Source organism: Reyranella sp. GW821-FHT14A01 (genome assembly GCF_058803965.1).
The window spans coordinates 1-22,389 of sequence record NZ_JBXAPM010000007.1 but is presented as its reverse complement, the minus strand read 5'-3'; the positions used below and the strand labels follow the sequence as shown (position 1 = coordinate 22,389).

Annotated in this window: 23 protein-coding genes and 1 pseudogene; 12 read left to right on the top strand and 12 right to left on the bottom strand. The window is 61.1% G+C overall.

Annotation, left to right across the window (positions count from 1 at the left end):
* Nucleotides 1-47: 47 nt before the first annotated feature.
* On the bottom strand, nucleotides 48-263 hold the full coding sequence (locus AC1ROX_RS13185; RefSeq protein ID WP_493126208.1) for a hypothetical protein: 216 nt from the start codon (nucleotides 261-263) through the stop codon (nucleotides 48-50).
* A gap of 1,246 nt (nucleotides 264-1,509) precedes the next feature.
* Here AC1ROX_RS13185 and AC1ROX_RS13180 point away from each other — a divergent pair.
* From AC1ROX_RS13180 to AC1ROX_RS13170, 3 genes and pseudogenes are all read left to right on the top strand, one after another.
* Nucleotides 1,510-1,749, top strand: coding sequence for a hypothetical protein (locus AC1ROX_RS13180; RefSeq protein WP_493126206.1), 240 nt, complete (start codon nucleotides 1,510-1,512; stop codon nucleotides 1,747-1,749).
* A 401-nt stretch (nucleotides 1,750-2,150) separates the two neighbouring features.
* Nucleotides 2,151-2,525 (top strand): annotated as a pseudogene (locus tag AC1ROX_RS13175) (cysteine hydrolase family protein); the annotation flags it as partial.
* 303 nt (nucleotides 2,526-2,828) lie between these two features.
* Nucleotides 2,829-3,533: an NADH dehydrogenase ubiquinone Fe-S protein 4 gene (locus AC1ROX_RS13170; protein WP_493126204.1), complete on the top strand. Its 705-nt coding sequence runs from the start codon at nucleotides 2,829-2,831 to the stop codon at nucleotides 3,531-3,533.
* 51 nt (nucleotides 3,534-3,584) lie between these two features.
* Here AC1ROX_RS13170 and AC1ROX_RS13165 read toward each other — a convergent pair whose 3' ends face one another.
* Together AC1ROX_RS13165 and AC1ROX_RS13160 are read right to left on the bottom strand one after the other, a co-directional pair.
* Nucleotides 3,585-4,508, bottom strand: a complete 924-nt coding sequence (locus AC1ROX_RS13165) for a patatin-like phospholipase family protein (protein ID WP_493126202.1) — start codon at nucleotides 4,506-4,508, stop codon at nucleotides 3,585-3,587.
* Nucleotides 4,509-4,805: 297 nt separating this feature from the next.
* Entirely contained in the window at nucleotides 4,806-6,371 is a 1,566-nt protein-coding gene (locus tag AC1ROX_RS13160; protein WP_493126200.1) for an FAD-dependent oxidoreductase, read from the bottom strand.
* An 83-nt stretch (nucleotides 6,372-6,454) separates the two neighbouring features.
* On the opposite strand from AC1ROX_RS13160, the gene AC1ROX_RS13155 reads away from it, so the two are divergent.
* Complete coding sequence (locus tag AC1ROX_RS13155; protein ID WP_493126196.1) at nucleotides 6,455-7,006, top strand: diguanylate cyclase; 552 nt, start codon at nucleotides 6,455-6,457, stop codon at nucleotides 7,004-7,006.
* A 211-nt stretch (nucleotides 7,007-7,217) separates the two neighbouring features.
* Here AC1ROX_RS13155 and AC1ROX_RS13150 read toward each other — a convergent pair whose 3' ends face one another.
* The 4 genes from AC1ROX_RS13150 to AC1ROX_RS13135 form a co-directional block, all read right to left on the bottom strand.
* A complete protein-coding gene (locus tag AC1ROX_RS13150; protein WP_493126194.1) occupies nucleotides 7,218-7,745 on the bottom strand; it encodes a DUF6328 family protein in 528 nt (175 codons plus the stop codon).
* Nucleotides 7,742-8,284, bottom strand: coding sequence for a D-glycero-alpha-D-manno-heptose-1,7-bisphosphate 7-phosphatase (locus AC1ROX_RS13145; RefSeq protein WP_493126192.1), 543 nt, complete (start codon nucleotides 8,282-8,284; stop codon nucleotides 7,742-7,744). Before AC1ROX_RS13145 ends, AC1ROX_RS13150 begins: the two co-directional genes overlap by 4 nt.
* A 140-nt stretch (nucleotides 8,285-8,424) precedes the next feature.
* Complete coding sequence (locus AC1ROX_RS13140) at nucleotides 8,425-10,200, bottom strand: cache domain-containing protein (RefSeq protein ID WP_493126190.1); 1,776 nt, start codon at nucleotides 10,198-10,200, stop codon at nucleotides 8,425-8,427.
* Nucleotides 10,197-11,183: an ABC transporter substrate-binding protein gene (locus tag AC1ROX_RS13135; RefSeq protein WP_493126188.1), complete on the bottom strand. Its 987-nt coding sequence runs from the start codon at nucleotides 11,181-11,183 to the stop codon at nucleotides 10,197-10,199. Before AC1ROX_RS13135 ends, AC1ROX_RS13140 begins: the two co-directional genes overlap by 4 nt.
* A gap of 232 nt (nucleotides 11,184-11,415) precedes the next feature.
* Between AC1ROX_RS13135 and AC1ROX_RS13130 the strand changes: the two genes are divergently transcribed.
* From AC1ROX_RS13130 to AC1ROX_RS13120, 3 genes are read left to right on the top strand one after another with little or no spacing between them, the layout of a single operon-like run.
* Nucleotides 11,416-11,643: a hypothetical protein gene (locus AC1ROX_RS13130; protein WP_493126186.1), complete on the top strand. Its 228-nt coding sequence runs from the start codon at nucleotides 11,416-11,418 to the stop codon at nucleotides 11,641-11,643.
* Between the two features lie 28 nt (nucleotides 11,644-11,671).
* On the top strand, nucleotides 11,672-12,841 hold the full coding sequence (locus AC1ROX_RS13125; protein ID WP_493126184.1) for a zinc-dependent alcohol dehydrogenase: 1,170 nt from the start codon (nucleotides 11,672-11,674) through the stop codon (nucleotides 12,839-12,841).
* A gap of 5 nt (nucleotides 12,842-12,846) precedes the next feature.
* Nucleotides 12,847-13,686 (top strand): SDR family NAD(P)-dependent oxidoreductase, encoded by an 840-nt coding sequence (locus AC1ROX_RS13120; RefSeq protein ID WP_493126182.1) that lies wholly within the window; start codon nucleotides 12,847-12,849, stop codon nucleotides 13,684-13,686.
* Here AC1ROX_RS13120 and AC1ROX_RS13115 read toward each other — a convergent pair.
* The 3 genes from AC1ROX_RS13115 to AC1ROX_RS13105 all read right to left on the bottom strand — a co-directional run bounded on the left by AC1ROX_RS13115 (nucleotide 13,574) and on the right by AC1ROX_RS13105 (nucleotide 14,664).
* Complete coding sequence (locus AC1ROX_RS13115) at nucleotides 13,574-13,912, bottom strand: DUF4142 domain-containing protein (RefSeq protein ID WP_493126180.1); 339 nt, start codon at nucleotides 13,910-13,912, stop codon at nucleotides 13,574-13,576. The genes AC1ROX_RS13120 and AC1ROX_RS13115 overlap by 113 nt on opposite strands.
* Before the next feature lie 4 nt (nucleotides 13,913-13,916).
* Nucleotides 13,917-14,078 (bottom strand): DUF4142 domain-containing protein, encoded by a 162-nt coding sequence (locus tag AC1ROX_RS13110; RefSeq protein WP_493126178.1) that lies wholly within the window; start codon nucleotides 14,076-14,078, stop codon nucleotides 13,917-13,919.
* A gap of 115 nt (nucleotides 14,079-14,193) precedes the next feature.
* Nucleotides 14,194-14,664 (bottom strand): hypothetical protein, encoded by a 471-nt coding sequence (locus tag AC1ROX_RS13105; RefSeq protein WP_493126176.1) that lies wholly within the window; start codon nucleotides 14,662-14,664, stop codon nucleotides 14,194-14,196.
* A 1,048-nt stretch (nucleotides 14,665-15,712) separates the two neighbouring features.
* Between AC1ROX_RS13105 and AC1ROX_RS13100 the strand changes: the two genes are divergently transcribed.
* On the top strand, nucleotides 15,713-16,411 hold the full coding sequence (locus AC1ROX_RS13100; RefSeq protein ID WP_493126174.1) for an SOS response-associated peptidase family protein: 699 nt from the start codon (nucleotides 15,713-15,715) through the stop codon (nucleotides 16,409-16,411).
* A 68-nt stretch (nucleotides 16,412-16,479) separates the two neighbouring features.
* Here the strand turns inward: AC1ROX_RS13100 and AC1ROX_RS13095 are convergent, their stop codons facing one another.
* A complete protein-coding gene (locus tag AC1ROX_RS13095) occupies nucleotides 16,480-17,145 on the bottom strand; it encodes a hypothetical protein (RefSeq protein WP_493126172.1) in 666 nt (221 codons plus the stop codon).
* A 282-nt stretch (nucleotides 17,146-17,427) separates the two neighbouring features.
* Between AC1ROX_RS13095 and ku the strand changes: the two genes are divergently transcribed.
* The 4 genes from ku to AC1ROX_RS13075 all read left to right on the top strand — a co-directional run bounded on the left by ku (nucleotide 17,428) and on the right by AC1ROX_RS13075 (nucleotide 20,896).
* Entirely contained in the window at nucleotides 17,428-18,288 is an 861-nt protein-coding gene (gene ku, locus AC1ROX_RS13090; protein WP_493126170.1) for a non-homologous end joining protein Ku, read from the top strand.
* Nucleotides 18,285-18,554, top strand: a complete 270-nt coding sequence (locus AC1ROX_RS13085) for a hypothetical protein (RefSeq protein WP_493126168.1) — start codon at nucleotides 18,285-18,287, stop codon at nucleotides 18,552-18,554. The genes ku and AC1ROX_RS13085 overlap by 4 nt, the downstream gene beginning before the upstream one ends.
* Before the next feature lie 356 nt (nucleotides 18,555-18,910).
* Nucleotides 18,911-20,242: a sulfotransferase domain-containing protein gene (locus AC1ROX_RS13080; RefSeq protein WP_493126166.1), complete on the top strand. Its 1,332-nt coding sequence runs from the start codon at nucleotides 18,911-18,913 to the stop codon at nucleotides 20,240-20,242.
* A 420-nt stretch (nucleotides 20,243-20,662) separates the two neighbouring features.
* Nucleotides 20,663-20,896, top strand: coding sequence for a hypothetical protein (locus AC1ROX_RS13075; protein ID WP_493126164.1), 234 nt, complete (start codon nucleotides 20,663-20,665; stop codon nucleotides 20,894-20,896).
* A 552-nt stretch (nucleotides 20,897-21,448) separates the two neighbouring features.
* On the opposite strand, the gene AC1ROX_RS13070 is transcribed toward AC1ROX_RS13075, so the two are convergent.
* The gene (locus AC1ROX_RS13070) at nucleotides 21,449-22,216 is read right to left on the bottom strand and encodes a type 1 glutamine amidotransferase family protein (protein ID WP_493126162.1); all 768 of its coding nucleotides are present in this window, start codon (nucleotides 22,214-22,216) and stop codon (nucleotides 21,449-21,451) included.
* Between the last annotated feature and the right edge of the window lie 173 nt (nucleotides 22,217-22,389).

Here is a 22,389-nt window from a genome sequence, read left to right as displayed (position 1 = left end):
CGGTGCGGGGATTTTTGTTTGTCCGAGCTTGCGACGAACATCGGCAGTCAGGTGGGAAGAGATTGCGACCTTGGCTCGCCCAGGTCTTCGGGCCACGTATAGACACGGCGCGCCAGGTCCCATACCTCAAATCCGTCGAAACGCTCCTCTTTGGTGCGGCGTTCGAAGTGTGCGTGCGCTTGCTCGATCAGCTTCTCATCCGGCCCCGGGGCCAGGATTTCCACGGCAGCTATATGGCCCTTCATCATCAAGAAGCAGCGCACGACGACTCTCCAATTTCTACGGAGGGGCGTAGCAGACCAACTGTATCGAGGACAATGGGCGAGGCGGCAGCTGGCTGGGTTGGATCGGTCCGGCTGCGCTCTTGGCTTTGGCGCCGGCGCCACGCAAGCCACCATGTCGACCCGGCGCTGGCTAATTCTTACGACTTCGCAGCATCAGCCAAGCCGCGACTAGCAGGAGCATTAAGACAGCGAGAATCCCCGCATAGAATGGATACGGAGCGTCCATCTCATCAAACGAGTTTCGCCCCGCCGTCGTGTAAATGCCCCAGTAGCTGAAGGCCCCCATTCCTACGGCGAGCGCGAAAAGGATAGAGACTAGAAGGGGCAATTGTCGTCTCCGTCAGGACCAAAACAGCCGGCTGAAGATGAGCCGGTCGATGTCGTCGTCGATGATAGTTTGGATTAGCTTGCTTTCGTGATGGCAGATAGTCGTCGGCTTAGGTAACGGATGGGCAACTCAAGTCCACACGCCCGGTTCCCTAGGGCTGGTGAGACGAAAACAGAACGCCGCGCCGCTAATTGAAATTGCCTGCGCCACCCGCCGCACCTGCAACATCAGCCCCGCCGATCCCTTGAGTCCCTGTTCGTGAGGGGTCACATGGGAACACAGTTACGATTGCCGGCCGGCTGGGCCAGGTAATGGGTCAGCACCCCTGATCCAAAGGATCGGCTCGATTCTCTGCAGCAGGCGAAGCTCGACGTGAAGGCCGCGATCCGCCGCGGGAACTGCGCCGATGGCCGGCTGCGGCACCCTGCGCTCAAAGCCTGCGCGATGACTTGAGCAAGCGCTAAAGGGCTATCGACGAAAAGGGGGTAGATGGTAAAACGTTACCGGCCGCGCCGCGTATCGAGTTGATGAAACTTACAATCCAGCTGTTCAAGGAAAACGGCCCCGTCGTATGGGGGCCCTTCCCCTTCTGTGGTGACTTGGCGGAGGCGTATGAGGTTCTCCAATCCGCGTCCCGGCAGATCGGCCAGCCCCAGGTATACGCGGGAATCAAAGGCGAGGCGGGGCAGGCGTGGGTTAGGTGGCTTGGCAACAGCCCACTGAGGTTGTGACCGCGCCTCAGGCAACTACTTGCGTCCGAGCGCCGTTGTTTCCTTCGGTCCAACGCAATCCCCTGTGTAGACCGCAAACCCTGCCTCGCAACCAGGGTAACTTGAGCCCGCTTCCCCTCGGAGCGGGCTTTTCTTTCCCCTGAAGATCGGTGTGCAACCTCGTCTGATGTCGACCATTTCCAAGACGCCCTCGACGAGGGACCTCCCGAACTTGCAAGCCGAGGATAACGCCCGCTTCGAAGCGCATGTCGAAGCGGGCTTTTCCCTGAGTCTTTCAGTTCAGGGGCTCGTTGTCCGGTCGCCGCGCCGCGGCGTCAACAGCGATCCCGGGGAGGCGATGAAGCTGCAGAAACCGGCGCCAGACGATGCCATCGTGCTACTGCCGGCGGAGAAAAAGGCGGCCTGACGCCGCCTCCAACCTCATTCGTCTTGCTTACCGTCCGACGGGTGTCCGAGCGGACGTTGCGCGGGCGCGCTGATATACGGAACAGCGCTCGCGCCCAATACAGAGTCATATGGAACCTGTTCGTACTGTGTCGATTATAGGTCTTCTCGCTCGCACCTCACATACTCATGGCTCGCAATAACTTCCCGTTGGCGGTCGGCACGGCCATGCATCTCTGCGTCGACATGCAGCGACTGTTCGCCGAGGAAACTGCCTGGCAGGTGCCTTGGCTACCAAGGGTGTTGCCCGCGGTCATCGAGATTGCGGAGCGCCACGCCGCCCGGACGGTTTTCTCCCGTTTCATGCCGCCACTGAATCCCGCGAAGGCAGCGGGGGCGTGACGACAGTACTACGAAAGCTGGCCGCAGATGACGCGCGAGGCTATCGATCCTCACCTGCTCGAGCTCGTAGAGCCCTTGGCCCGCTACGTGCCGCCGGCCCGCACGATCGATAAGCCGGCCAACTCCGTCTTCAGTAGGGCGGGCTTCGCCGCGGCGCTCAAGCGACGAGGCATCACGACGCTGGTCGTGACCGGTGGCGAAACAGATGTCTGCGTGCTGGCGACGGTAATGCAGGCAATTGATCTGGGGTTTCGCGTAGTCCTTCCGACCGACGCGCTGTGTAGCACGAGCGATGGTGCCCACGACGCATTGGTGGATTTGTTCCGCGCTCGTTTCTCCACGCAGGTAGAGACGACGACGACGGAGGAGTTACTGCGCCATTGGCGGGCGGGGTAGCCCAGCGTCTCGCGACTTACGGAGCCTTGGCTTCTGTGGCTCCTACGCCGCTACAGGCACGTTCCATAAAGGCAACAACGCGTCAGCTAGGGTCCGGTAGAAACGGCCTCAAGGGTACCATTCAGGCCATTCACACGCTTCTTGGACTAGTCCAGCTTCTTGGTCAGAAAGCCTTGTAGGTGGGATCGAACGTAAGGTCATACTTCTTGCCGTCCTGGCAGGTCGCGTCGAGCTCTCTGCGGCCGTCCGGTCACAGGGTCCGCCTTCCATCGGCAACTCTTAAAACCTTCGGAAGAGAAGATCATGAAAAGCTCCGCTACACATGCCTTTCGATCGACCGTCGGTTGCGCGGCTGCAAATGACAATCGGCGCCAACCGCCGCTCACCAGGGCCGTCTTTCCGGCCGATGCTGTGGCCCATATCTATCGGCCTTGCCGCTCGGTCATGAGGGCGGCCCCAGCCAAGGCTGAGTGGCGCCTGGAGTTTGACCCGCGTAGCGCGCCATTCCTCGACCCCTTAATGAGCTGGACTGGCAGCCGAGATCCCCTGCGTCAGGTTGCGCTAACCTTCCCCACCCTCGACTCCGCCTTGGCCTTTGCCGAGCGCCAGGGGCTGCGGACGATCGTCCATCACGATGCACAGTCGCGCGCAGAACAACACGACGTCGCCAAGCGCGCCTTTTCCGATGGTACGCTGCGGCAATTGGGACTCGGACGGCTTGAGCAGAGCTACGGCGAAGCCATGGCGCAAGACAACCGGGGAGAGGAAAAGGCATCACGCCGGTCCGGCGACTCTCCCATGGATATCGTGCTTCGGCCCGACCTGTCGCTCGACGAGAAGCGCTCGATCCTTATGAACTGGGCATTTGACGTCCACCTGGTTCTGCAGCGCCAGTCTGACCCCGCCGCAGAGTCTCATTTGTGGGAAATCGAACGGGCCGTGGTCGTGCTGGAAGGCTGGGCTACCGACGCGGCTCGTTCCCATGAGCACTCGAGTAAGGCCGCATGAGCCCCAGAATATGCCGTGCACACCTGCGATAGGAGGCTGTGCGAGCGATTGTCATTGCATATAGCGCTTCAGTGTCGGGATAGCTTGCTGGATACAAGCATGGCCTTCGGCGATCGCCTCCTCGGCGCGATTGAATTCCATCAATCCAATATTGCGCAATCGCGGCACCAACATCACGTGAGGCGGCTCGCCAGCAAGGCGCGTCCGCGTAATGTGGTCTTGCATGATGTTTATTGCGGTCGCCATCACGTCGAAATAACCGGGAGATGGGGGCGTCTCGCGCCTCGATGCTTCGGGGGAACTCATGGCCTTTTTTCGCTGCAAAGGCAGCGGCAATTGCCCCATGATGCGCCGCATGACCTCCGCGGAGATGCGCGACTGTTGGGTCGCCGCGGCCGGTTCAGGCTCGATGTAGCGCCTCCCCAACAGCTCGCCGTTGAGATTTACGGCGATTATCACGTCTGCCCCCAAAGCCCGGCATACGGAAACCGGAACAGGGTTGGCAAGACCACCGTCGAGTAGCCATTTGCCCCCCAGCCAAGTCGGACTGAGAATGCCCGGCAAGGCGATCGAGGCACGTACCGCTTCATGAATTGGCCCGGCCTGCAGCCAGATCTCGCGGCCTGTTGCCATGTCGGTGGCAACGGCAGCATACTGGGTGGCATACTCTTCGATAGGGCCATCGATACCGAGTTTTTGCAAAAAGGCTACCACCTGGCGGCCGCTGATCAGGCCACCGCCAGAAAGCCGCAGGTCGGTCAATCTAACTATTTTTCGCCACGTTGCCGTTTCTGCCCACTCCCGCAGCTCGGATAGCCGTCCAGCTACGTGCGCTGCACCGACAAGCGCGCCTATCGATGTGCCGCATATGACGTCGGGGACGATCCCGGCTTCGATCAGGGAATCGATTACGCCGATATGGGCCCATCCGCGTGCGGAGCCGCTTCCTAAGGCAAGGCCAATACGTGCAACCATTCTTTCCCCTCGTCGACGTCGCTAATCTCCAGATGCACTCAAATCTGTCCAATGGCCAGTGCACCCCGAGGGGCATGTCAGGCGTCGCCCACACGGCCGCGCTGCCTCGACTTCCTTGCGGCTCGCTGCTCGGCCGGCGCGGGCATTCCTAGCGTCTGGTTCGGCTCGAGAGGGAAGGGAAGCCGGTGCTGCGCGAGCGAATCCTGCGGCGGGCCTCAACCGATCTCAGCAGCCACGTCTGCGCCAATCTCACGAGTCCGCGGGCTCCGACGGGCCCGACCCTCAACGGTGTTTCGACTACGAACCCGGCGCGCTCAATGGCTTTACCGCCGGCCCGTTGAGCACCGATCCATCGGGCGCAAACTGCGAACCGTGACACGGGCAGTCCCAGCATTGCTCGGTGCTGTTCCAGTGCACGATACACCCGAGATGCGTGCAGCTCGCGGAAACACGATGCAATGTTCCGTCCAGGTCCCGCGCAACGGCGATCTTATGGAGCCCTGAGCGCATGATACCTCCTTCGCCCGGTTCCAGCTCCTCCTCGGAGTCGAGATCGCCGCCCGTGAGATATTCGGTGAAGTTCTTGACCGCGGTCATGTTCTCTTCGAGGTAATTTACGGCACCGGCGAGTGGCGTACGGCCCGGTTCATAGACTTTTGCCCACGGAGTCTCTTCGTCAAAGAGCAGCTTACGCAGCAGGATGCCGGCCAGTGCACCTTGGGTTATCCCCTGGCCGGAATCGCCGGTCGTGATCCAGATATGCCTGTTGCCGGGGTTGAGGCCGATAAAGCCGCACCGGTCGATTGTCTCAAGAACCTGCCCCGACCAGCGCGCCACCTCGGCTCCGAGATTGGGAACGAGAGGCCTCAGCCAAGCCTCGATTTTCGCGAAGCGTTCTTCGCCATTGTCCGCCTCGCCCGACTTATGGTCCTCGCCGCCGGCTATTAGCCACCAGCCCCCGCTTTCGGATACCTGTTGCAGGCGAACATAGTGGTAAGGATCTTCCATGTCCCAGTAGAGCGCATCGGGCAGCGAACCCGCCGGCAAGTCAAAGGCCATGGCGTAAGTGCGATAGGGTGCCGTCTTGCTGTGGATCGCCACGAGATCATTAATCGGCGAGTTTGTCGCGACGATCACGTCTGCCGCGGCGATGCGGACGCCGTTCTCAAGGGTCACGGTCACCTCGTCTTTGTCCTCATCGATCTTGGTAACGGGCGAATTCGCGTGCAGCCTCGCGCCTCGCTCTGTCGTAAGACGCGCAAGACCCTCAAGATATTGCAGAGGATGAAAGCTCGCCTGCTGCCCGTACCGCAGGACGGGGAGGCTCTCGAGCCCATTGAACGGCACGCCCCGCGTGCGCTCTACGTCCACGCCAAGCGTCTTCGCCGCATCGACCTCCTTGTCGATCTGCTCGCTAGCCTCCTTTTCGGGCGTTCCCAATGCGGGAAAGAGGAAGCCATCCAGCCTCCGAAAACCACATTCGATTGCGTGTTCACGCGTAATCTCCTCGATGCGGTCGACTGCCGCCGCGTGACTGCGATGATGCAACCGCGCAAGCTCCTCGCCGCGCAGGCTGATCAGTTCGGAAAGAAGATCGTCGCAAGGTGGTGCCAAGTGGGCCGTAGTCCGGCCGGTCATGCCGCCACCTAGCGGACCGCGGTCGACCAGCACGACAGATTTTCCCGCCTCGGCAAGCTCGAAGGCAGCGGACAGACCGGCAATCCCTCCCCCGACCACTGCCACATCGCAGCGCTGATCGGTCTGGAGCGGCGGCGCGGCAATCGGCCAGAACCGCTTGTCCCGCGCGTCTTTCAGCCAAAGAGATTCTGTGTGCTCGGCACTGGCGTTCCGCGTGGGTGGCATTGTCGGGCTCCCGATAGAAACTTTTGCGGAACGGACATAGTCCGAAATCGTTGCCCCAACGCCGACAAAGATCGCGGTTATCCATGGATGTAGAGTCTCTTCTACAAGTATTTTTGCTTTACTTGGTCATACCGGCGTGGCTCTGTGCCGGCCTCGCGGACTGGGCTTGCCATCGCGCCTCGCAAATCGAGACGACCAGCGGCACGAAAGAATCAGTGCTTCATATTGCGCAACTGAGTGAGGTTGGCTTGCCGCTGCTGGCCGGCCTATTCTTCGAGGTAAACGCTTTCGTGATCGGCGCCATGGTCGTCGCCGTCGTGCTCCATCATGCGACGGCGATCTGGGACGTTCGCTGGGCCAACTCTACACGCGCCGTCCTGCCGGTGGAGCAGCACGTTCATAGCATCCTGGAGATGGCGCCCATCATGGTCTTCGCCGGGCTGGCGATCCTTAACTGGCCTTCCGTCATCGACCTGATGCAGGGTCATCTCTCTATTTCTCTCGCACCAAAAAAGCAGCCGCTTCCGTCTGGATATCTGGCGGCCGTCATAGTTTGCGTCGTTGCGATGGGCGTGGTGCCTTATGTCGAGGAACTCCTGCGGTGCCTGCGCGTCTCGCGCGCTAGACCCGGGTGAAGGATGGCTTGGTTATGGGGCCAGAAGATTGCCAGGACAGCACCCAATGCAGCATCCAGACGACCGGCAGCCAAACGGTAGAGCGTCGCAAATCGACGACAGCTCAGGCGAAGAAGGCCGCGAATACCATTCGTCGTAAGGGGGGCGGGCAGCATGACCGTGGAGCTCCCACTGCCTATTGGGCATAGGACTGTTAGTAGGGTATGCTTGCTTACTCCGCACGATGACCCTCTGCTGTAGCCTTCCGAAGGTCCCGCTTCTCGCGCTTGAGTAATGGCTCTGCGGGCGGTTGCTTTCCGACGAGGCGCGGCATGATGAACCAGAGAGCGATTAGGACTGAAAGCACTCCGGCAAGACCCATCAATGCCACAACGATAGATCCGCCAGCCAGTCTCACCAAAATAAAGGCGTCGCATCCCAGGCCCAGAATAAGAGGCGGCAAGGAAAGCGTGAGCAACCGCGAGGTCAAGTCCACGAAACGCCTAGTGACCCAACCTCTTTCCATCTGCCGATGGTACGCTGCTGGGGCCATGATCAACCCCATGGCGCATGTCACCAGAAAAAAGGCCACGAGGTGAAGCGCTTGCTCTAGGTCCGACAGCACCTCGAACCGCTGATTAAAGACCGCGATGAGCTGAAAACCCATTATCGCTTGAACACCCGGCAAAATCATACGCGCCTCATCCGTCGCGTGGGTGGCTTCCTCTTCAAGACTCTCCTTATGAAGTAGTGCAGTCATTGGCTCGAACTCGCGATGTGAGACGCAGCCTCGAAGAGATCGTCGTAAACAGCTACTGGCTCAACATATTGCGGAAGCGGCTTCGCCAGTGTCTTGCGCCCTAGGCCTGTTCGCACCAGTATACGCTTACAGCCCGCGTGGAACGCAGCTTTGAGATCGACGACCTGGTCCCCGATATACGGAGTCATTGCCGGATTTGCGCCATATCGATGCATGACTTGTCGAAGCATCGCACCGGACGGTTTTAATCGGGGCGACTTATGATTGCTTTCAGAGCAGACGATTGTCTCAACGAGCGCACCTTGATCGCTGAGCATTCGCCTGAGGCCGTCGTGCACCTGCTCCAATTGCGTATCAGTCATCACGCCCCGTCCGACCTCCTGCTGATTCGTGCATATCACTACGAGAAAGCCATTGGCATTCAGTCGAGCAATAGCTTCTGCGGCCCGAGGGATCAGTTCGAGCTGGTCTAAGCGTTTGATGTTGGTGGGGCGGTTGACGACGACCACCCCATCGCGGTCGAGCAGTACAATTGCCATGACACAGGAACGTCACAAAGGACCGCGCGCTCCATACACTCGGTCTGCAAAGTCGAGAGAGCGCTGTCCTCATGCGCCGATGGAGTAAACTCCCGTAAGAACGCTTGCAGCGGCGAGTGGGTAGGGGTCACCCGTCAATGCTAATCGGCACAGCGCTGGAGGCAAAAAACTCTTACTTCTCGACTGAAGCCCTTCATTTGTCGCGATTCTAGCGGATGGAGTCTTTCACGGTCGCCGATCACTTTCGCGATGGCTTCGTCGACCAGCACCTGGCCATCCTCCGCCGAGGCACAGAGCCTGGCGCCGAGATTCACGGCATTGCCAATGGCCGTGTAGTCGAGCCGGCCTTCGTAGCCGATGCGCCCGACGATGGCGTCGCCCATCGCGAGGCCGACGCCGAAGCCGAGCGCATGGCCCTCCCGCCGCCACTGGGTCACCAGTACCTGCACATCGTCTTGCATGCGTGCGGCCATGCGGACGGCGTGGAACGCCGGATCTGCGACGGGCAGGGGCGCGTTCACGAGCACCATCATCCCATCGCCCGCAAAGCTGGTCAGGGTCGCCCCGAATTCGACGATGATGGCGCCGACCGCCCGATGATAGGCTCCGAGCACACCCATGATGGTTTCGGGCCCGGAGGCGGCGGCAAATGCCGTGAAGCCGCGCAGGTCGCAGAACAGGGCAACGATCTCCCGCCGCTGGCCGTCGAGCACACTGTCGTCGCCGACGCGGTCGACGAGTTCGGCGACCTGCGGGGCCAGGAAGCGGCGCAGACGGGCGATGCGCTCCGCATGTTCCTGGGACGCCGCAAGCTCCATCGCCATGCGATTGAACGTATTGCCGAGCAACTCGAACTCGTCGCCAGTGCAGATCGCGATGCGGTGTTCAAACCTGCGGGCACCGATATGCGCCGCGGCAATTCCCAATTGGGCGATCGGTCCGACGGCGCGATGCGCCAGCACGTAGGCCAACGCTCCCGCGAGGCATGCGCCCAGCACGAGCAGGATAGCCGTGCGCCAAAGGGCACCGTAGATCGGCGCGAAGGCTTCTGAAAGCGGCATCTCCACGAGGAGGGACCAGTTCACATCCGCGATCGGCGCCATCGCGGCCATGACCCAGCCCTCGTTGTTGCGGCCGATCGCGGCATGGCTGCCGCTCGCGACGATATCGCCCCGGAGCTGCCGTAGCGGCCCGAGGCCCGGATGGTCGGCACCGCGCAGCACCAGGCTTATGTCGGGATGGGCCAGTAGCCGGCCACGGTCATCGAGCACGAAAGCCCGTCCCGTTTCGCCGACATGGATGGCTGAGATGACGTCCCATATGTGCTTGAGGTTGATCTCGGCGACCGCAACGCCGTCTGCCGCCCGGGTGCTGGAAACAGCGATCGACATGTGCGGCTCGGTGTTGCGGAAGTATGTCACCGGGCCGTACCAGGTGCCTGAAGCCCGGGCCTCCCTGAAGGCGAGTTCTCCGGACCGGTCGTCACCTTGGCCCACGCGATCGAGATTGAGCCGCGATACATAGAGACGTTCGTGGCCGCTCGCATCCAGCAGGGCTATGTCGTTGATGGCGGGCACCTGCTTCAGCAGGCGTAGCGCATCCAGGCGGTGACGCTCGTCGCGTCCGGCCGTCCACGGCAGCTGGGCGACCCAGCCCATCTGGCCTTGAATGCCATCGATGAATCCCTCGATCTTGGAGGCAGCCGATTCGGCTTCGACTCGCAGCAGCTGGTTGAGGCTTGCGCGCTGGTCCCGATAGCCGAACCACGCTTCGACGATGCCGCTCGCCAGAAGTGGCAGCAGCACGGCGACGAACAGCGCCGCAAAATACTTACGGAAGAGGACGCGGCGGGCTGGCGGCACGATCGTCGAAGGGGCAGCCGCCGCGTCCAGCCGGGCCGCCGACGGCGCCGTCATTCGACGATCTCGTCGCTGCGGGCGAGAATGGCGTCGGGCACCGTCAGCCCGAGTTCGCGGGCTGCCCTCACGTTCACCAGAAGTTCGAATGTCGTGGGATGCTCCACCGGCAATATGCCCGGCGGCGTGCCGCGCAGGATCTTGGTCACGAAGTAAGCGGCCCGGCGATAACTTGCGCCCTGGTCCGTGCCGTAGGCGATCAGTCCGCCGGCATCGACGTCCTCGCGAAAGGCATAGATGGTCGGCAGACGATAGGCTGACGCGAGCTGTATGGTCCGCGGACGCAGCTGTGTCGCCACTGGATCGGTCAGCCTCACCGCGGCCTGTGCGCCTCGCGCGATCGCCGAACGATAGGCCGGCTCCATCTCGTCCGCGTTTCGGATTGCCGCAATCGGGTCCAGTTCGATACCGAGCCGTCCCGCGGCTTCACGTGTCCGGTCGATCTGCAGCTGAGCGTTCCCGTCGTCGGGATTCACCAGGACGGCGACCCGGCGCAGGTTCGGAACCAGTTCCGCTAGCAGTTGAAGCCGTTTGCCCGGCAGCTCGACAGTCGCGTTGCTGAGGCCGGTGACGTTGCCACCCGGACGGGCCATGTCGCCGACGAGGCCGATGCCAGTGGGATCACCTACTGCAACGATGACGACCGGTACCGTCGTGGTCGCCGCTTTGGCGGCGAGACTAGCGGGGGTGGTGGAGACCAGCAGAACGTCCGGCTTTCGCTCCAGAACCGTTCGCATCAATGCCGGCAGGTCGGTGAACCTGCCCTTGGCGCCCACGGCATCCAGAGTGTAGGTCGTGCCCTCGCGTCCGCCGCGCTCGCGCATGCCCTTGCGGAACTGATCCAACCATTTGGTTCGGGTCGCCGGATCACCACCGGTCACATAGACAATACGGGCGATGCGTTCTTGGGCCGTGGCAATGGAGGGTGACCACGCGGCTCCGGCGACTCCTAGGCAAAGAATAAATGCGAACCATCTCCTCATGAGGAGTCCCCCGCAGCCCAAGTCATCTGCGGGCATAATGCAGGATATCGGATGCCATTGGGAAGGCGCGGCAGGTATGGCCGCCGATGGCGGCCAGGTGGAAGCTCGAGCGATTGGCATTCTCCAAATACTCGCCGGCAAATCTCTTTCTTTAACAACGGGCAACTAATCCTCAAAAGTGGCATTGCTCAACGCCGGTACCCGGCAGCTGCCGTTTGAAGATGAGGATCCGATGACGACTGAACCCAAGGTTTCGCCGCCCGGCACTTCCTCAATGTCACCCGAGCGTGAGTATGAGCGCCTCAATCCCGGCGGCGGCGGTTCGCCATCGCAGCAACAGGAGCGCGGCAAGGCCAATCCGAACACGACGCGTGACGATGGCGGCGCAGCCATCCCGCGGAGCCAGAACGAGGATGTGAAGGGCCGCACGCCCCGCGGCCCGCGCGGTGCCAGCACCTGAACCTTCTGCCAAAGCTTAGGAGATACCCATGAAGGCACTCACCTGGCACGGCAAGCACGATATGCGCTGCGAGAGCGTGCCCGATCCCAAGATCCAGCATCCCCGCGATGCCATCATCAAGGTGACCGCCTGCGCCATCTGCGGCTCCGATCTCCACATCTTCAACGGCATCATGCCCGGCATGGAGAGCGGCGACGTGCTCGGCCATGAGACGATGGGCGAGGTCGTCGAAGTGGGCACGGAGAACAAGGCGCTCAAGGTCGGCGACCGGGTCGTCGTGCCGTTTACCATCGCCTGCGGCGACTGCTTCTTCTGCAAGAAGGGCCACTTCTCAGGCTGCGAGCGCAGCAATCCCGACAAGGCCAAGGCGGCCAAGCTCTGGGGCCACTCTCCGGCTGGCCTGTTCGGCTATACCCATCTGCTGGGCGGTTATGCCGGCGGTCAGGCGGAATATCTGCGCGTGCCGTTTGCCGACGTAGGACCGATCAAAATCCCCAACGGTTTGACCGACGAGCAGGTTCTTTTCCTGTCCGACATCTTCCCGACCGGCTATATGGCCGCGGATTTCTGCGACATCCAGCCTGGAGACACGATCGCCATCTGGGGCTGCGGTCCGGTGGGCCAATTCGCCATCAAGAGCGCGTTTCTGCTGGGAGCGGCCCGAGTCGTAGCCATCGACACGGTGCCGGAGCGGCTCGCGCTCGCGGCCGCCTCGGGGGCGATCACCATCGATTTCATGAACGAGGATGTTTACGACCGCATCCAGGCCCTGACGCACGGTCGCGGCGCAGATGCCTGTATCGACGCGGTCGGCACCGAGGCCGAGACGCGCGCGAGCTTCGATTCGCTGGTCGACCGCGTGAAGGTCGCGACCTTCATGGGCACCGACCGCCCACACGTGCTGCGCCAGGCCATTCAGAGCTGTCGCAACTTCGGCATCGTCTCGATCGTCGGCGTCTACGGCGGCTTCCTCGACAACATCCCGATGGGGTCTGCGATCAACCGCGGACTCACTTTCCGCATGGCCCAGACGCCCGTGCAGCACTATCTGCCGAAGCTGCTGGAGCGCATCGAACGCGGCGAGATCGATCCTTCCTTCGTGATCACGCACACCGCGACCCTCGAAGAGGGACCGGAACTCTATAAGACGTTCCGCGACAAGAAGGACGGCTGCATCAAGGTGGTCCTGAAGCCATGAACACCATGAACACGAGCGAAAAGACACTCGATACGAGCCTGTCCACCAAGGACCGGAACCGCGCGGCGCGCCCGCTTGCCATCGTCACCGGCGCGTCCTCCGGCATCGGCTTCGAACTCGCCAAGCGATGCGCCGCCGAGGGTTTCGACTTGATGGTTGCGGCCGACGATCCGCGGATCGACGAGGCTGCCCGCACCTTGGGCCAGGCCGGCGGCAGCGTTGAGGCGCTGCAGGTCGATCTTTCTACGCCAGAGGGCGTCGACAAGCTGCTGGCGGCTGTCAGGGATCGGCCCGTCGATGCGCTGCTGGCCAATGCGGGTCATGGGCTGGGCAAGGCCTTCCTCGATCAGGAATGGGACGAGATACGGCACGTGATCGACACCAACGTCACGGGTACGGTCTATTTGCTGCATAAGATCGGGCGAGAGATGGCCAATCGCGGAAACGGCCGCATCCTGATCACCGGCTCGATCGCCGGCTTTATGCCGGGTACCTATCAGGCCGTCTACAACGGCACCAAGGCCTTCATCGACATGTTCGCCTACGCGTTGAGGGCGGAAGTCCAAGGCCGCGGCGTCACGGTGACCTGCCTGATGCCCGGCGCCACCGAGACCGAGTTCTTCGAACGCGCCGACATGATGGACACCAAGGTAGGGCAGGCCGAAAAGGACGATCCCGCCGACGTGGCGGAGAACGGCTTCAAGGCGATGATGGCGGGCGACAGCGGGGTGGTCAGCGGCTGGCAGAACAAGCTGCAGGTGGCGCTGGCGAAGGTATTGCCGGAGACCATGATGGCCGGGCAGCACGCCAAGCAGGCCGAGCCGGGCTCGGGCACGAAGAAGTAGCCTTTTTGAGTACAGAGAGCCCAGACCGGCTGCGGTCGGGGCTCTGTTTCTTAAGGTCTTCCGCCATCTTTAGATGCATCTGGAGGTGCGGGAGGGTCTTGGCGGCGAAGGCCTTGAGGTCGGCATTCTCGCCGCTCTTGGCATAGCGCTCAAACAGGGAGACGGCATCCTTGTGCGCCGCGACCTGCATGTCGTCGTATTCCTTGGTGAAGCTGGCCCCGCTCAAGCCTTTAAGCGTGTAGATTTTGGACTGATGCGCGGAATCCAGCTCCGGGCAGGTTCGCCCTCACCTTGCCGCCCGTCACCAAACCCTTGAGTTCGGTCGAGGTCTCGGTGTGATCCTTGATCATCTTTTCGGCAAAGGCCTTGGTCTTGCCGTCTGTCTTGGTCACTGCGAGATTCGCCCTGTTGAGCCCATGCCTCGCGAAACCTCACACGTAGCGGCTCCTCCAGATCGGTAAGAATCGTCTGCGCCGCGCGGTCTCTGGTGGGTCACTCAGTGGTAGTCTAGTCTCTGCTCTCGCGCCCAGATATCTTCCAACGAAGACTTCTGTCTTCAAGCTCTGCAGCCCGCTTTTCCCGAAGCCGGCGACCCGAGCCTTTTTCATCCGGCGGCCCCCCTATCTCCAAAAGGTGGCTGTGCAGATCCTCATCCAGAATGAAGTGGCTTTGCGCTTTCCAGGGTGGGGCCACCTGGGGCGTGCTGCCAGTCTGCGCTGCGAGCTTTACGAAGTCGGCGGCTTCCTCAAAGGCGACTAGGACAAGAGGCTGGTGCCCGTCACGCCGGCATTGAACAGCGACGCCGCCCCGCAAGGCAGATTTCCGGCAGCATCGCTTCATCAGGTCGGCGGCGAAGCGTAATCGCGGACCGTCGAATTCGCCCTGCGGGCCGTCCGCGAAACTGGAATGCAGGCGGCCAACCAAGAGGTGGAAAGAAGCCTGTCCGGCTTCGATTTCAGGCCACGGCGTTTTTCTCATCGTGTTTCCGGCTGATAGGACGGCCTTTATTGCAAAATTATGCCTCTGGCCTCTGTCTACAAGCAGACACTTCTCCGGGCGTTTAGTGCGTCCAAGGTCTGCGGCGATTAACGGGAATTGCTTGGCGGAGATTATCGAGCGACGACATTAACTCGAGCAGTGCACGCCTCAGGGAGTCTTGGGCTTGCGGCGTTGGCAGCCTGATGCTCACGCTGAGCCGAAACTGGACTATCTCCCCGAGCGAGTGGGCCTGGTTGAAGAAACCGACGACAAAAGTACTTTCTCCAGCGGAAGTGTATTCCCCAAGGTCAGCCAGAGCCGCGAGAAAACCCTCATGCGGGCTGGCGTCATCAATACGCGAGTGTAATGCTTCGCATAGATCGTAGAGGCGTGCGGCATGCTCCGCGAGACTTTGGCTGTTCATGCGACATGACCAATCCGGCGTGTATGGCCGATGATGCGACTTCGGTCGCGCAAGGATCACTTCGTTTAAGGCTGCAGCGGCTCCCAGCCCGACGGCGAATGCCGACAGGTCATCAGGTCACGGCAGGCGTGTCGTGTCGAATCAAAATGCCCTAAACCGGACAAACCACTTAAGAGCATCACTACGGTTCGAAATTGCACAGACCAAAATCCATAGGCGAGGTGTACTTCGAATAGCCGCTCGCCAACCCACACTCATGGCCATCGGTTAGGCCCCGCGCTGGCTCCCAATTCCGGCGTGGGGCCGCCTTCTGAACAGCTCAGAACGTCGGCACGTGCCAGACAAGCCGCGACGATCTCGGGACGGGAACTATCGAAAGGTCAGTGCATTCAGAAACTTGCCTGCGCGTTCCCATCGCGCCGGCGGGCGAGGCGGGTCTTCCAAGGCTCCTCCTGACTGCGCATGGCGGGCCCGCCTCGTACCTCGACTTCCGCGATTCCTTTTCCGGTCGACTTTGAACCAGCCCTATCGGTCAGGCCTGGCATCCGGTGCTCCCACCTCGGCGGGAGCACACACGTTGGCTCGTCGGTGGCGAGCAGCATACTGGCGCGCTAGCGTCCCGGCATGTGCGGAAAATTCACTGCTCAGGCGACATGGCAGCAGGTAGTCGACTTCTCCCAGCCGCTGACTGGCGAGGGTGGTGGCGGCGATGAGGGGGGCGGCGACGGCGAGGTCTACACCTACAGGGTGAACGGCATGGTGCCGGTCATCATCTGGGACGCCGAACTCGGTAAGCGCCGTATCGTGCCGATGCGATGGGGTTTCCCGGACCCCAAAGATTGGAGGCGTCCCCGGCCAATGCACGCCCGAGCCGAGACGGTCGACGAGCTGCGAACGTTCCGGGATGCCTTCATCGACGGCCAGCGCGGTATCGTCGTTTTCGAGACGTTCAACGAAGGTGAGGAAGTCACCAAGGCCTCGGGCGCCACGGCCGTGCAGCAATGGACCGTCACGCCGGGCGACGGCCAGCCCCGCGGCTTCGCCTTCATCTGGCGCCGGTTCGAGATCGCCGATCAGCCGATGCCGATGCGGGCCTGCGTCATGGTCACCGTGCCGGCCAACGAGCTGATCCGTCGCACGATCAAGGCTCGGGAAGAAGATCCGCGCATGCCGGCCATCCTCGAAGATTTCGACGTGTGGGCGACATGGCTGGGCGAGACCGGGAATGACCCCGCCGCAGCGAAGGCGTTGCTCAAGAGGATGGAAGGCGTGACCTGGACGGCGGCCCTGCAGCCGAAGAAGCCGAGGTCCCGCAAGTCGTGAGACTGGATCGGTGACCGCGGCGCCGTGTTCAGCCCCCGGGCATTAGCCTTGGGCTGGGAATTGCCGGTCTAACGGCCGCCACCCGTACCGCCGATGCCGTTGACTGGTGTTGAGCCGCCTATGCTCTCGAACTTGAGAGTGATGGTGTCCCTGGCGCTGGCGACCGCAAAGGTGCCGACCGAGCTGCCGACCGGGAACTCGGCACGCGACTGCACCTTGCCGTTCACGAAGGTCGTTATTTGAACAACGCCTCCAATCGCAGGGTCGTATCCCTGAGCAGGCTTCGGCAGTTGGACTCTATAATTTCCAGGCTTCAGATCCTTGAAATTCACTGTCCCATCGCGGTTTGTCACGCCACGGTTGTATACATCACCTTCAAGCCCAACCTCGATGCCTGAGATGGGCCCGACTGTTGCCTGAGGGGAGCCACCAACAACGCCACTATTGGCGTCCGGCGTCTTCAGATACTCGGTCTGCGGTGAGCCCGCTTTCCGAACAGTGAGTTTGCCAGCATCACCCGGCACTGGACCTGGAGCATTGGGGATCGCGACAGGCATCTGCGGCGCAGCGACTGGCGCAGGCGGCGCTACCACGGGCGCGGGTGCCGCCGTGCGAGGTTGAGGGGCCATCGCGCCACCGCCTGGTGTCATGGCGCCCTGTGACAGGACCGGCGTGGCCGACAGGGTGAGGAGCGGCAGCGCACTGAGGGCGGCGTAAAGCGACTTGATGGACATGGAAGTTTCCCCACAACGGCCCGCGCCACATCGGCGCGACCAAAGCAATGGTGCATGGGCTGTGAGTGTTTTGCACGTCCGAATCACGGCGGATTCAGGGAGTGAGGCCAGCGCGGAAGACCGAAACGCTCTCCGGCACGCTACGCGTGGTGGGATCAAACTTAGAACGCCACGCCGCTAATTGAAATCGCTTCGCCCGCCCGCCCGCACCGCAACAACAGTGCAGTTGAGCCATTGAGTCCGCGGCACGGGAGGGTCCTGGGTGCCATAGAGGGGTTAAAAATGGCTGCAAGACCGAGCTGGGAAGGGCACCTGCGCCTTTCCCTCGTGACTTGTCCTGTCGCGCTTTGGCCGGCAACGACTGAAGCGGAAACAGTCCGCTTTAACCTGATAAATCCGAAGACGAACAACCGTATCCGGATGAAGACCGTCGACGCCGGCACCGGCGAAGAGCTGGCGCGCGGCGATCTTGTGAAGGGCTTCGCGATCGCAAAGGACGAGTACGTCCTGCTCGACAAGGAAGACTTCGAGAGCGTGAAGCTCGAATCGACGCGCATTATCGACATTGAGAAGTTCGTGCCGCGGACGACAATTGATCGGCTCTACTGGGATTCGCCCTATCACCTCGTCCCGAATGGCAAGACCGGCATTGAGGCTTTTGCCGTCATTCGGGAGGCGATGAAGAAAAAGGCCATGGTGGCGATCGGCCGCCTCGTCATGAGCACGCGCGAGCGGGTCTGCGCCATCGAGATCGAGGAGGACGGCCTGGTGCTGACGACGCTGCGAACCGCCGAGGAGGTCCGCACCCTCGACGAGATCGGCCATCCCGATTTGCCCAAGCCAGATGCCCAGATGCTCGACATCGCGGAGAAGATCGTGGCTCAGCAGTCCGGCAACTTCGATCCCTCCGAATTCACCGACCGCTACGAGGATGCCCTGCGTGCCCTGATTGAGGAGAAGAAGAAGGGCAAGCCAGCCAAGTCGGCCAAGCTGCGCGAGGCGGATGATACGAACGTCATCGACTTGATGGCCGCGCTTAAGAAGAGCCTCCAAGGCGACGGCCCGGTCGAGCGCAGGAAATCCACGGCGGCGGGGACCAAGAAGGCGGCGAACACGAACCGTCGCAAGGGGCGAGCGGCATGAGTGTGCAACTTCCGTTGCCTGCCGCTTGGGCCCGCAACTTCGTCAGCATGCCCGATCCCCGCGACAGGCTCGATGCCCTGCTGCGCGATCGGGACGATACCAAAGCCGAAATGCGCCTCGCCTTGGACCGGCTGGCCGACAAGCACGGCGTGCCGTCGCGGGACGTCGATCTTGCGATGTTGTCGGTAGAGGATTCCATCGGCGACCTGGTCTATGACATTGAGCTCGGCCTCAATCATGAGATCGAGGGCGAGGACCCATATTAGACATGGCTCGCGAGCCAACAGAACTTCCGGCCACTCATGTGGTGAGAACCGTAGCAGACATGGCGGTCGGTCGCTTGTGCCAATGGCACAGGGCTCATTGAGATCCTTGCTGCACACACGCACTATGCAATAGACGTAACAAACGCTGCATGGCGTTGAATGACGATGATTCCTCGTGTCAACGCGGGGCTCAATGGTATGTCTGCGCCTGGAACGAAATGTGCTTGGCTTCTCTCCCGCGGCTATTTCGCTCTTGATGCTGAAAGGCAGGTGAATCGAACACGGTCCTGAACAGGCAAAGCCTCCTTCCGACCGGAGGCGATACCAGGTGCCATCCTTCCACGAGAGTCTTTGCAATGAAGTACAACGTGATCGTCGTCACACACCACAAGACGGGCACCGTCTGGATGGACGGCGTATTCAAGGCCATCGCGCGTGGCCTCGGCGTCAAGTATATCGACTTCAAGTCGCAGCATGGACGTCTCAACGAGATCTCGAGACAGCCATTCATACTCCTCAACTACAATTCGGATTTCCGCGAGTACGAGCACTTCCTCGATCGCCCCGATGTGCGGGTGCTTCACATCATTCGCGATCCCCGCGACGTCCTGATCTCGGCAATGCACTACCATAAGAAGTCGAATGAACGCTGGTTGCACGAGCCGATCCCAGGCTACGACAACTCCACCTACCAGCGCAGACTGAGGGCGTTGCCGACAAAGCTTGATCAATACATATTCGAGCTGGAGCATTCGACGGCCGGTACGCTGCGCGAGATGTTTAGCTGGCACTACGGCCGGGCCAATTGTTTCGAGGCGCGCTACGAGGAATTACGGCAAGATGTGGATCTGACACATTGGCGCCGGATCGCCACTTTCCTGGGCTTCGATCAGAAGGAACTTCAGATCTGCTGCCAGTGCTTCTGGCGAAACAGTCTCTTCGGCGGCCTATTGCGCCTTGGCAACAAGCACGTCAGATCGGGAGATGTCGGCCAGTGGAAGCGAGAGTTCACCAAAGCTCTCGGTTATGCGTTTCTGATGAGATACCCGGACATCCTGCGGTCGCTCGGCTACGAGAGCACTGACAGTTGGGTACCGAAGTTGCCACAGTCCTTCCCGGCTGGGGTAATCGGCGAGCTGATCCGTGGTATCTCCTCGCCGACCAGAGAGAAACTTCTGCCGGAAACACCGGTCTCTCTCGTTGAGCTTGAGAGACGCCTCACCGAAGAGTCGGGTGACGGCCATCTTCTCGCGGCGAACATTCACGACAACCCAATATGTACTGTAAATTTCGACGCGAGAATCCCCGGCATTGTTGTCGTTTGGAAGCGTTATGCCACAAGCCTCCAGCTACGCTTTGTGCATGAGAAGCTGCTTGAGTTGATGGCCGAGCATGGGGCGCAAAAGGTCTTGGGGGACGACACTGTCTTGTCGGTGATCCATCACCAGGATCAGGAATGGATCCTGAAGGATTGGCTGCCGCGAGCGTTCAGGGCAGGATTGAGGGCCGCCGCGAGCAAGAGACCAGTAGAGTATTCTGGACGAATGGTGACAGCGAATATTCAGTCACGGGCAGTAGAACTGATGCACCAGGCCTTTGATGATTTGGCTAGTGCGCGTGAATGGCTGATCCGCTGTGACACATCTCCTCCGATTCGAAGCGGAGTCTCAAACACGCCCGCAGCTTGAAAAAAAGGGGGGCGTCCGCAGCCCAGGACCTAGCCCGCGCGCATCTCGCCCCGCCACCCGGTTCTGTCTCGAGGCGAGTCCTACCGCCGGTCCGGCCGGGTGAGGAGCCGGGTTCTGTGCATTGGCGGGGTGAGTGGACCGCAGGTCGTCCGCGGCTTGCGATGCAGTCTACACCATGGCTAGTCCGGGAGCGGCCGATGTAACCTAATTGATCACACTGGCGTTGGACTTCGTCGGTTGGCATCCTCCCAAGATGGTGGCTGATGGAGACGGGCCCGCCTTCATCCACCGGTAGGACCCGCCTCACCTTGCCAACACGAGGATAGTCGGATCGGTTGGCATCCGGGTCCGCCTCATTCCAACGGGTGGCCTATCTCGCGTTTGGTTTGATTTCGTACAAACCAAAAGTGTAATTGGAGTATGGTGATCTCGTCAGGGGAGAGGGCCATGACTTCACGCAAGCAAGCAGGGCCGGAGCAGGCCAAGCACAAGGCCGCGATAGATCCCGGCCTCGTTATTCCGCCAGTGGCCAAGAGCACGGCCGAGACCAGGCGCGCCGCCGCGCGGGAAGCAGCGGCACGACTGGCCAAGATGACACCCGAAGAGCAGGCTGCGGCGCTCATTCAATCGATGGGCGGCTTCAAGAAGCGGTGACGCTTTGATTTAGACAATTGGCCAGTTTTCCACAGGATTTTAGACATGGCCCGCGCAGGTTAACCTGCTGAATCTATTGGCCCGGCCGTCCGCCTGAAAATCGCAGTGTCGGTGGTTCGACTCCGCCCCTGGGCACCATTCCTTTCCAATGGCTTAGCTGCTTCAACTCGTTCGAGAACGAACGAGTTTTCCATGAGAGTTTTCCAAGCGGGAAAACAGGCGCTTTCTGTCATAAGCGCCGCTCCAGGAGAATGGCGCAACCTGAGGAAGCAAAGCTTGGCCCGTCGTGAGCTGCCGCCATAGGACGCTGAGCGCCTGCGTGCTCTGGCGACTGTTCGTCGCCAGTTCGGCTGTCGCCGCTGGACGACCGCCCAGGGCATCGAGTGGCGGCCAAACCAATCACGTGGATCCTCGCAAGCAACGTGCATCGCGAGGCGTTGGCGGTCTCGGCCCTCGTCTGTCTTGATGATGGCGTGCAACATGTCGCTCAACCGTTGACGAATGCGGACTCGAGCTCAGCACCAGCTGTTACGAGATCATCACGCCATGCATCTACGGAGTGGCGATGGTTAACTTCCTCTCTTTCCACTCGCGAAGATCGTTGAACGCCCACAGGGCTCTTTCAGCCGCGCTGCGTGCGCTGGCGGGATTGGCTCCGGTGACCAAGCGCCCCACGGTAATCGAGTAATCGTCAAAGGGGTGCATAGGAGAGCTGTAGTGCGCTCCGGCTTTGGTAACTGCGTCGACGACCGGAAGGATCTTGTCCGAGTTCATTTTATCCCAGACCTCCAGGACAACCTCGCCTTCAATGGTGAACCCGGTAACGGATTTCCCTTCGATAACCGACTTGCCCGTCTTGGAATCGACAACCCCCGGAAGGAGCACTGGTCCGTGGCAGACGGCCGCGACGATGCCGCCCCGATCCCAAACGTCGCTTGCAATGGCCTGAAGTCCTCGCGCGGTCGGATAGTCCCAGAGAGCGGCATGGCCGGCTGAACCGAAGAACAAACCGTATTCCCCTTTCTTCAGATCAGATGCCTTCTTCAATTGCGACTTCAGCTTCACATTGAACGGGTGCTTCGGGTTTTCGAACGCAGCCTTGTCGTCGCCTGCCAGGAATTGGCTCGTGAGCGAGAGGTCGTCCAAACCGTAGGTTCCAGTTTCCGTGGCGAGATCAACTTCAAAGCCGGCCAGCGTCAGTACTTCAAATGGGTGCAGCCCTTCCGTGAAGAAGAGGCCTGTTCTTGTGCCATCGGGATAGATGACGCCGTTGTAGCTGCTGATTGAGATCAGCGCTTTGCGCTCCAGAGCCTTTGCCATGGTTCGTTTCTCCAATGATGGGTGATTCGCTCGCAGACGATACTTGGGTGCCGTTACGGCGGAGGGTTAAGAGAGGTAAATGCTTGTCATGGAACGCTAGAGTCTTTCCGAGGCTGATTGAATCGGAAGGGATTCCCAAATCGAGAGGACTGTGATTCAAACTGCTGACCGAT

Coding starts and splice junctions, on each gene's coding strand:
- AC1ROX_RS13165 (WP_493126202.1), bottom strand. CDS start 4,508: ATGGTTGCACGTATTGGCCTTGCCTTAGGAAGCGGCTCCGCACGCGGA.
- AC1ROX_RS13150 (WP_493126194.1), bottom strand. CDS start 7,745: ATGACTGCACTACTTCATAAGGAGAGTCTTGAAGAGGAAGCCACCCAC.
- AC1ROX_RS13085 (WP_493126168.1), top strand. CDS start 18,285: ATGAGTGTGCAACTTCCGTTGCCTGCCGCTTGGGCCCGCAACTTCGTC.
- AC1ROX_RS13135 (WP_493126188.1), bottom strand. CDS start 11,183: ATGAGGAGATGGTTCGCATTTATTCTTTGCCTAGGAGTCGCCGGAGCC.
- AC1ROX_RS13080 (WP_493126166.1), top strand. CDS start 18,911: ATGAAGTACAACGTGATCGTCGTCACACACCACAAGACGGGCACCGTC.
- AC1ROX_RS13095 (WP_493126172.1), bottom strand. CDS start 17,145: ATGTCCATCAAGTCGCTTTACGCCGCCCTCAGTGCGCTGCCGCTCCTC.
- AC1ROX_RS13100 (WP_493126174.1), top strand. CDS start 15,713: ATGTGCGGAAAATTCACTGCTCAGGCGACATGGCAGCAGGTAGTCGAC.
- AC1ROX_RS13070 (WP_493126162.1), bottom strand. CDS start 22,216: ATGGCAAAGGCTCTGGAGCGCAAAGCGCTGATCTCAATCAGCAGCTAC.
- AC1ROX_RS13145 (WP_493126192.1), bottom strand. CDS start 8,284: ATGGCAATTGTACTGCTCGACCGCGATGGGGTGGTCGTCGTCAACCGC.
- AC1ROX_RS13155 (WP_493126196.1), top strand. CDS start 6,455: ATGGATGTAGAGTCTCTTCTACAAGTATTTTTGCTTTACTTGGTCATA.
- AC1ROX_RS13120 (WP_493126182.1), top strand. CDS start 12,847: ATGAACACGAGCGAAAAGACACTCGATACGAGCCTGTCCACCAAGGAC.
- AC1ROX_RS13180 (WP_493126206.1), top strand. CDS start 1,510: ATGTCGACCATTTCCAAGACGCCCTCGACGAGGGACCTCCCGAACTTG.
- AC1ROX_RS13105 (WP_493126176.1), bottom strand. CDS start 14,664: ATGAGAAAAACGCCGTGGCCTGAAATCGAAGCCGGACAGGCTTCTTTC.
- AC1ROX_RS13140 (WP_493126190.1), bottom strand. CDS start 10,200: ATGACGGCGCCGTCGGCGGCCCGGCTGGACGCGGCGGCTGCCCCTTCG.
- ku (WP_493126170.1), top strand. CDS start 17,428: ATGGCTGCAAGACCGAGCTGGGAAGGGCACCTGCGCCTTTCCCTCGTG.
- AC1ROX_RS13130 (WP_493126186.1), top strand. CDS start 11,416: ATGACGACTGAACCCAAGGTTTCGCCGCCCGGCACTTCCTCAATGTCA.
- AC1ROX_RS13160 (WP_493126200.1), bottom strand. CDS start 6,371: ATGCCACCCACGCGGAACGCCAGTGCCGAGCACACAGAATCTCTTTGG.
- AC1ROX_RS13125 (WP_493126184.1), top strand. CDS start 11,672: ATGAAGGCACTCACCTGGCACGGCAAGCACGATATGCGCTGCGAGAGC.
- AC1ROX_RS13170 (WP_493126204.1), top strand. CDS start 2,829: ATGAAAAGCTCCGCTACACATGCCTTTCGATCGACCGTCGGTTGCGCG.
- AC1ROX_RS13075 (WP_493126164.1), top strand. CDS start 20,663: ATGGTGATCTCGTCAGGGGAGAGGGCCATGACTTCACGCAAGCAAGCA.